The organism is Rhizobium sp. P1_E1 (genome assembly GCF_056406015.1).
On sequence record NZ_JBFUAY010000257.1, the window covers coordinates 1 to 5,622 of the forward strand.

Here is a 5,622-nt window from a genome sequence, read left to right on the forward strand (position 1 = left end):
GAACCGAACGGCGCGAAGAGCGCGAGTGTCAGGAAAGCGCTGACCACGGTCGGCGGCAGACTTGGCACGTCGGGACTGATGCGCGGAATGATGATGACGAGCGCGAAGGACGCGGTCATGCCGAGCGCCAGCAGGTCGCCCCAACCGGTGCCGCCGCCGATCGACGAGGCGACGATGACCGCGACACCGAGGAGCGAAATGCCGCCGGCAATCAGCGTCCGCCTGGAGACCCTCTCCCTGAGGATGACCCAGCCGAGCAACGCTGCGATAAAGGGCGCGGTCGCATAGATCATCGTCACATTGGCGACGGTGGTCATGTAAAGCGCCCCGATGAAGCATACCTGACTGAAGGTCTGGCATGCGATCATGGCAAGACCGGACGGATGGAAGACGGATCGCCATTGCTGCCGCGAGATGCCCCCTTCGAGGAAAAGGCAGGGGATCAGCAGAAACAGGCCGCCGAACAACGATCGCCAGGCAATCGCCGTCCATACGTCGGTCGTCAGGAGCCGCGAGTAGACGCCGCTCGCGCTCCAGGCAAGTGTCGCGGCAATGATGAGAAGCACACCCTTCTCGTGCTCGCTGCCTGCGAGGCGTCTGGCCGGATTTTCAATGCTCACGCAGATATTCTCAAAGAAGGAAGTCGAACGCCGTTCATTTCTGCGCCAAGAATTGACATCAGACAAACGAATAGTAGAGATACCTATCATCGATTTTTTCTATGGCTAACCCATGCACGAACCGATTGAGAGCGACCTGCTCAGAACCTTCCTGGTCGTTGCCGAGACCTCCAATTTCTCCGCGGCTGCCCAGCGCATCGGGCGGACGCAGTCGGCGGTCAGCACTCAGATTAAGCGGCTTGAGCAGACGATCGGCGAAACCCTGTTCGAACGGGGCGCCCGCGGCGTGCTGCTGACGCGCCAGGGCATACAGCTCGTCCCCTATGCCCGCAGGATAATCGACCTCCTGAACGAGGCCGCCGCGACGATCCGCAGCAAACCGCTGGACGGACCGGTGCGCATCGGAATTCCGGAGGAATACAGCCAGACGGTGCTGCCGGCGGCCCTTGCGGCTTTCGCCGTACGCCACCCGGCCGTCGAGGTCACCGTGTCCTGCGACTACACAGTTCGCAACTTGGCCGCCCTCGAGCGGGATGAGCTCGATCTGGCCGTCGTTTTCGACTGGAGCGATGAGACGAAAGGCGAGGTCATCTGCATCGATCCCACAGTCTGGGTCACATCGTTGGTCCACCGGCTGCACGACATCGATCCCCTGCCGATAGCGACCTATCGCAACTCCACCTGGTCGCGCGATTTTGCGCTCCGGTCACTGGAACAGATCGGCCGCAACTATCGAATCGCTTTCATTGCCGATACCGGCTCGGGGCTGAAGAATGCCGTGACCGCAGGCCTTGCCGTCACCACGCTTTCCCGCAGCAGCATTCCGCCCGGCTGCCGGGAACTCACCGCCGAAGACGGTTTCCCGCCGGTCGATTCCTCCAAGGTCGTGCTCCGCCGGAGCACTTACCGTTCCAGCGAGGCCGTTCGGGAACTTGCCGAAATGATACGGGACGCATTCCAGCCTATGCCCGCATCTCCGATGACGTGATGCGGCGCCGCAAGCGGCGCCGGGTCTCGGACGGGCTTTCGGAAAAACTCGCCCGGTAGCTTCTCGCAAAGGCTGAGGCCGAGTTGAAGCCGGTTGCCGCCGCGATGTCGGCGAAGGAGGCCGTCGTCTCGATCACCTTGCGGCGGGCCGCATTCAAGCGCAGGGCGAGATAATGCACATGCGGCGGCGCGCCGATACTCTGCTGGAAGAGATCCTGCAGATGTCGGGCGCTGATGCCCACCCTGCGGGCGAGCCGCGTGAGAATCAGAGGCTGCTCGATATGCTCTTCCATCAGCCGCACCGCTTGCGCGACACGGGGATCGTGCATGCGCAACCCAGCCGAGGCTGCGGAAAGTGACTCATCGGCATGGAAGGACGGCTGCTCATAGCGGAACAGCCGGCTGACCTCGAGCGCCARCGAATAACCCTGCCGCTGCCTGATCACTTCCAGCATYAGGTCGACGGTTGGAAGCGAACCGGAGGTCGTCAGCCGCTTGCCGTCGATGACGAAACGATCCTTGACGGCCCGCACCTCAGGATAGGCCAGCGCAAAATCCTCGTAGTCCTCCCAGTGGACGGTCGCCGGCAGTCCGTCGAGCAGGCTTGCTTCCGCCAGCAGCCATGTGCCGGACTCGATGCCGGCAATCACCGTGCGATAGCGGGCAGCCTGGGAGAGCTGCATCTTGAGGGCCGGCGTCGCGCTGTGGCGCCAGTTGTAACTGGCAAGCACGAATAGCGGCGTATCCTCGGTCGTCGCCTTGAAAGCGCCTTGTGCGGGCACGGCGATATTGCTGGTGGTCGGGACCGGTGCTCCGTCCGGCGTGAGCAGCCGCCAGCGATAGAGCTCGCTGCCGGAAATGCGGTTGGCACCGCGCAGCGGCTCGATCACCGAGGCGATCAGGATCAGGTTCGCGTCCGGCAGGACGAGAAGGTCGATATCGAGCCGTTCCGTCGATCGCAGCAGCAAGGCCACCTCCCTCGGAGTTCCGATAATGTATCAATTGCTTCCGAAAATGCAACGCATCGCCATCGATCCTGTCGCGTAATGCGGACAAGACGAGGGAGAACAAATACATGCCTCTTGCGATGAACCGCGATGTCTTCATCACCTGCGCCGTCACCGGCGCCGGCGATACGGTTTCCAAATCCAGCCACGTGCCGATCACTCCCAAGCAGATCGCCGATTCCGCCATCGATGCGGCAAAGGCCGGTGCTGCGGTCGTTCACTGCCATGTCCGCGACCCGGAAACGGGTGCTGCCAGCCGCCGCAACGATCTCTACAGGGAAGTCACCGACCGCATCCGCTCGGCCGATGTCGACGTCGTCCTCAATCTCACCGCCGGCATGGGCGGGGACCTGATCTTCGGCGATGTCGAAAGCCCCCTTCCCCTCAATCCTAAGGGCACGGATATGGCCGGCGCCACCGAGCGCGTCAGCCATGTCGCCGAGTGCCTGCCGGAGATCTGCACGCTCGACTGCGGCACGATGAATTTCAATCTCGGCGACTATGTCATGACCAACACGCCGGCCATGCTGCGGGCCATGGCGAAGAAGATGACGGATCTCGGCGTGCGGCCCGAGATCGAGGCCTTCGACACCGGCCATCTCTGGTTTGCCAAGCAGCTTGCCGAGGAAGGCCTGATCGAAGACCCGGTGCTGATCCAGCTCTGTATGGGCATTCCCTGGGGTGCGCCCGACGATCTCAATACCTTCATGGCGATGGTCAACAACGTGCCTCAGAGCTGGACCTTCTCGGCCTTTTCGATCGGCCGCAACGCCATGGCCTATCCGGCAGCCGCCGTTCTCGCCGGCGGTAATGTGCGCGTCGGCTTGGAGGACAACCTCTTCGTCGGCAAGGGCCAGCTCGCCACCAATGCGCAACTCGTCGAAAAGGCCGTGCAGGTGGTCGAGGGCATGGGTGCCCGGATCATCGGTCCGGAAGACGTTCGCAAGAAACTCAAACTGACGAAGCGCTGAGGACGGCATGACAGGGATCACCAAAGCGGCTTGTATCGGCGGCGGCGTCATCGGCGGCGGATGGATCGCGCGATTTCTGCTGGCTGGCATCGACGTGAATGTGTTCGATCCGCATCCGGAAGCGAGCCGCATCGTCGGCGAAGTGCTTGCCAACGCCGAAAAAGCCTATGCCATGCTGACCGGAGCACCCCTGCCGCCCCGCGGCAGGTTGACCTTCTGCACGACGCTCGAGGAAGCCGTCGCCGGCGCCGACTGGATTCAGGAAAGCGTGCCGGAAAGGCTCGACCTCAAGCGCGGCGTCCTGACGGAGATCGATGCTGTGGCGCGCCCGGACGCCCTGATCGGCTCTTCCACCTCAGGCCTGCTGCCGACCGATCTGCAGCGCGACATGAAGCATCCCGAACGCCTCTTCGTCGCCCACCCCTATAATCCCGTCTATCTGCTGCCGCTCGTCGAAATCGTCGGTGGCGAAAAGACCTCGACGGCGACCATCCAGACGGCGATGGAAAGACTGGTGCCGATCGGCATGAAGGGCGTCCACATCGCCAAGGAGATCGAGGCCTTTGTCGGCGACCGGCTGCTCGAAGCGCTCTGGCGCGAGGCCTTGTGGCTGATCCACGACGATATCTGCACGGTCGAGACGCTTGATGACGTCATCCGCTACTCTTTCGGCCTGCGCTGGGCGCAGATGGGCCTGTTCCAGACCTACCGCATTGCCGGCGGCGAGGCTGGCATGCGCCACTTCCTCGCCCAGTTCGGTCCATGCCTCGCCTGGCCGTGGACCAAGCTCACCGATGTCGTCGATCTCGACGATGCACTGATCGAAAAGATCGGCCGGCAATCCGATGAACAGGCGGCTGGACTGTCGATCCGCGAGCTCGAACGCATCCGCGACGAAAACCTCGTCGGCATCCTGCAGGCCCTGAAGGGCGGTCACGACGGCGAGGGCTGGGGCGCCGGCAAGCTGCTGAAAGACTTCGAGCAATCGCTCTGGGCAGAAGCCGGCAGGGCAAATACGTCTTTCGACCCGTTGAAGCCGCTGCGGCTTGTCGAGACGAAAGTCGGCCCCGCCTGGGTCGACTATAACGGCCATATGACCGAACACCGTTATCTGCAGGTTTTCGGGGATACCTCGGATGCATTGCTGCGCCTCATCGGCGTTGATCTCGCCTATGTCGAGGCGGGGCGGAGCTATTACACGGTGGAAACCCACATCCGCCATCTCGGCGAGGCGAAGCTCGGCCAGGCGATCCATTCGACCTGCCAGATCCTCTCCGTCGACGAGAAGCGGCTGCATGTCTTCCACACCCTCCACGACACAGTGACGGGCGAAGCTCTGGCAACCGCCGAGCACATGTTGCTGCATGTCGACAGCAAGGCCGGCAAGGCGACACCGGCGCCGGCCGTCATTCTCGACAAAGTCAGGTCGATTGCCGAAGCGCATGCGAATTTGGTCGCGCCTGAAGGTGTTGGCCGTCACGTCGGCCAGAAACGGTAGGAGGATCGGCATGAATTTCGGACTGAGCGAAGAACAGGAAATGATCGTCGAGACGGTCCGCGCCTTCGTCGAGACCGAAATCTATCCGCACGAGAACGAGGTCGAGCGCAGCGGTGTCGTCCCGCCGGAGCTCGGAGACGAGATCCGGCGCAAATGCATCGATCTTGGCTTCTATGCCTGCAATTTCCCGGAAGAAGTCGGCGGCGCCGGCCTCGACCATGTCACCTTCACGCTGGTCGAGCGGGAGCTCGGGCGCGGTTCCCTGGGGCTGACGGTTTTCTTCGGCCGGCCCTCCGGCATCTTGATGGCCTGCGAGGGCGAGCAGCGTGAGCGCTACCTCCTGCCCGCGGTGCGCGGCGAGAAGATCGATGCGCTCGCCATCACCGAGCCGGACGCCGGTTCTGACATGCGCGGCATGAAATGCGCCGCCCGCCGCGACGGTGGCGATTTCGTCCTCAACGGCACGAAACATTTCATCTCCCATGCCGATGTCGCCGATTTCGTCATCGTCTTTGCCGCGACGGGCGAGGAGGAAACGC

The 5,622-nt window shown here is 62.9% G+C and carries 6 protein-coding genes; 4 read left to right on the top strand and 2 right to left on the bottom strand.

Annotated features, from left to right (window positions below; genetic code table 11):
- A partial coding sequence (locus tag AC1D1Z_RS33260; RefSeq protein ID WP_477853107.1) for a DMT family transporter occupies positions 1-620 on the bottom strand: 620 nt, incomplete at its 3' end.
- Positions 621-732: 112 nt separating this feature from the next.
- Between AC1D1Z_RS33260 and AC1D1Z_RS33265 the strand changes: the two genes are divergently transcribed.
- A complete protein-coding gene (locus AC1D1Z_RS33265; RefSeq protein ID WP_131646997.1) occupies positions 733-1,608 on the top strand; it encodes a LysR substrate-binding domain-containing protein in 876 nt (291 codons plus the stop codon).
- On the opposite strand, the gene AC1D1Z_RS33270 is transcribed toward AC1D1Z_RS33265, so the two are convergent.
- A complete protein-coding gene (locus AC1D1Z_RS33270; RefSeq protein ID WP_131646996.1) occupies positions 1,583-2,581 on the bottom strand; it encodes a GlxA family transcriptional regulator in 999 nt (332 codons plus the stop codon). The two genes, AC1D1Z_RS33265 and AC1D1Z_RS33270, sit on opposite strands and share 26 nt — an antisense overlap.
- A 101-nt stretch (positions 2,582-2,682) precedes the next feature.
- Between AC1D1Z_RS33270 and bcoG the strand changes: the two genes are divergently transcribed.
- From bcoG to AC1D1Z_RS33285, 3 genes are all read left to right on the top strand, one after another.
- Positions 2,683-3,585, top strand: coding sequence for a 3-dehydrocarnitine:acetyl-CoA trimethylamine transferase BcoG (gene bcoG, locus AC1D1Z_RS33275; RefSeq protein ID WP_018449115.1), 903 nt, complete (start codon positions 2,683-2,685; stop codon positions 3,583-3,585).
- Positions 3,586-3,592: 7 nt separating this feature from the next.
- Complete coding sequence (locus tag AC1D1Z_RS33280) at positions 3,593-5,083, top strand: carnitine 3-dehydrogenase (protein ID WP_131646995.1); 1,491 nt, start codon at positions 3,593-3,595, stop codon at positions 5,081-5,083.
- A 10-nt stretch (positions 5,084-5,093) separates the two neighbouring features.
- The coding region (locus tag AC1D1Z_RS33285) for an acyl-CoA dehydrogenase family protein (protein ID WP_477853111.1) at positions 5,094-5,622 on the top strand (529 nt) is incomplete at its 3' end.

Bases quoted from the DNA above. Each gene is read 5' to 3' on its own strand.
- AC1D1Z_RS33265 (WP_131646997.1), top strand. From the start codon at position 733: ATGCACGAACCGATTGAGAGCGACCTGCTCAGAACCTTCCTGGTCGTT.
- bcoG (WP_018449115.1), top strand. From the start codon at position 2,683: ATGCCTCTTGCGATGAACCGCGATGTCTTCATCACCTGCGCCGTCACC.
- AC1D1Z_RS33280 (WP_131646995.1), top strand. From the start codon at position 3,593: ATGACAGGGATCACCAAAGCGGCTTGTATCGGCGGCGGCGTCATCGGC.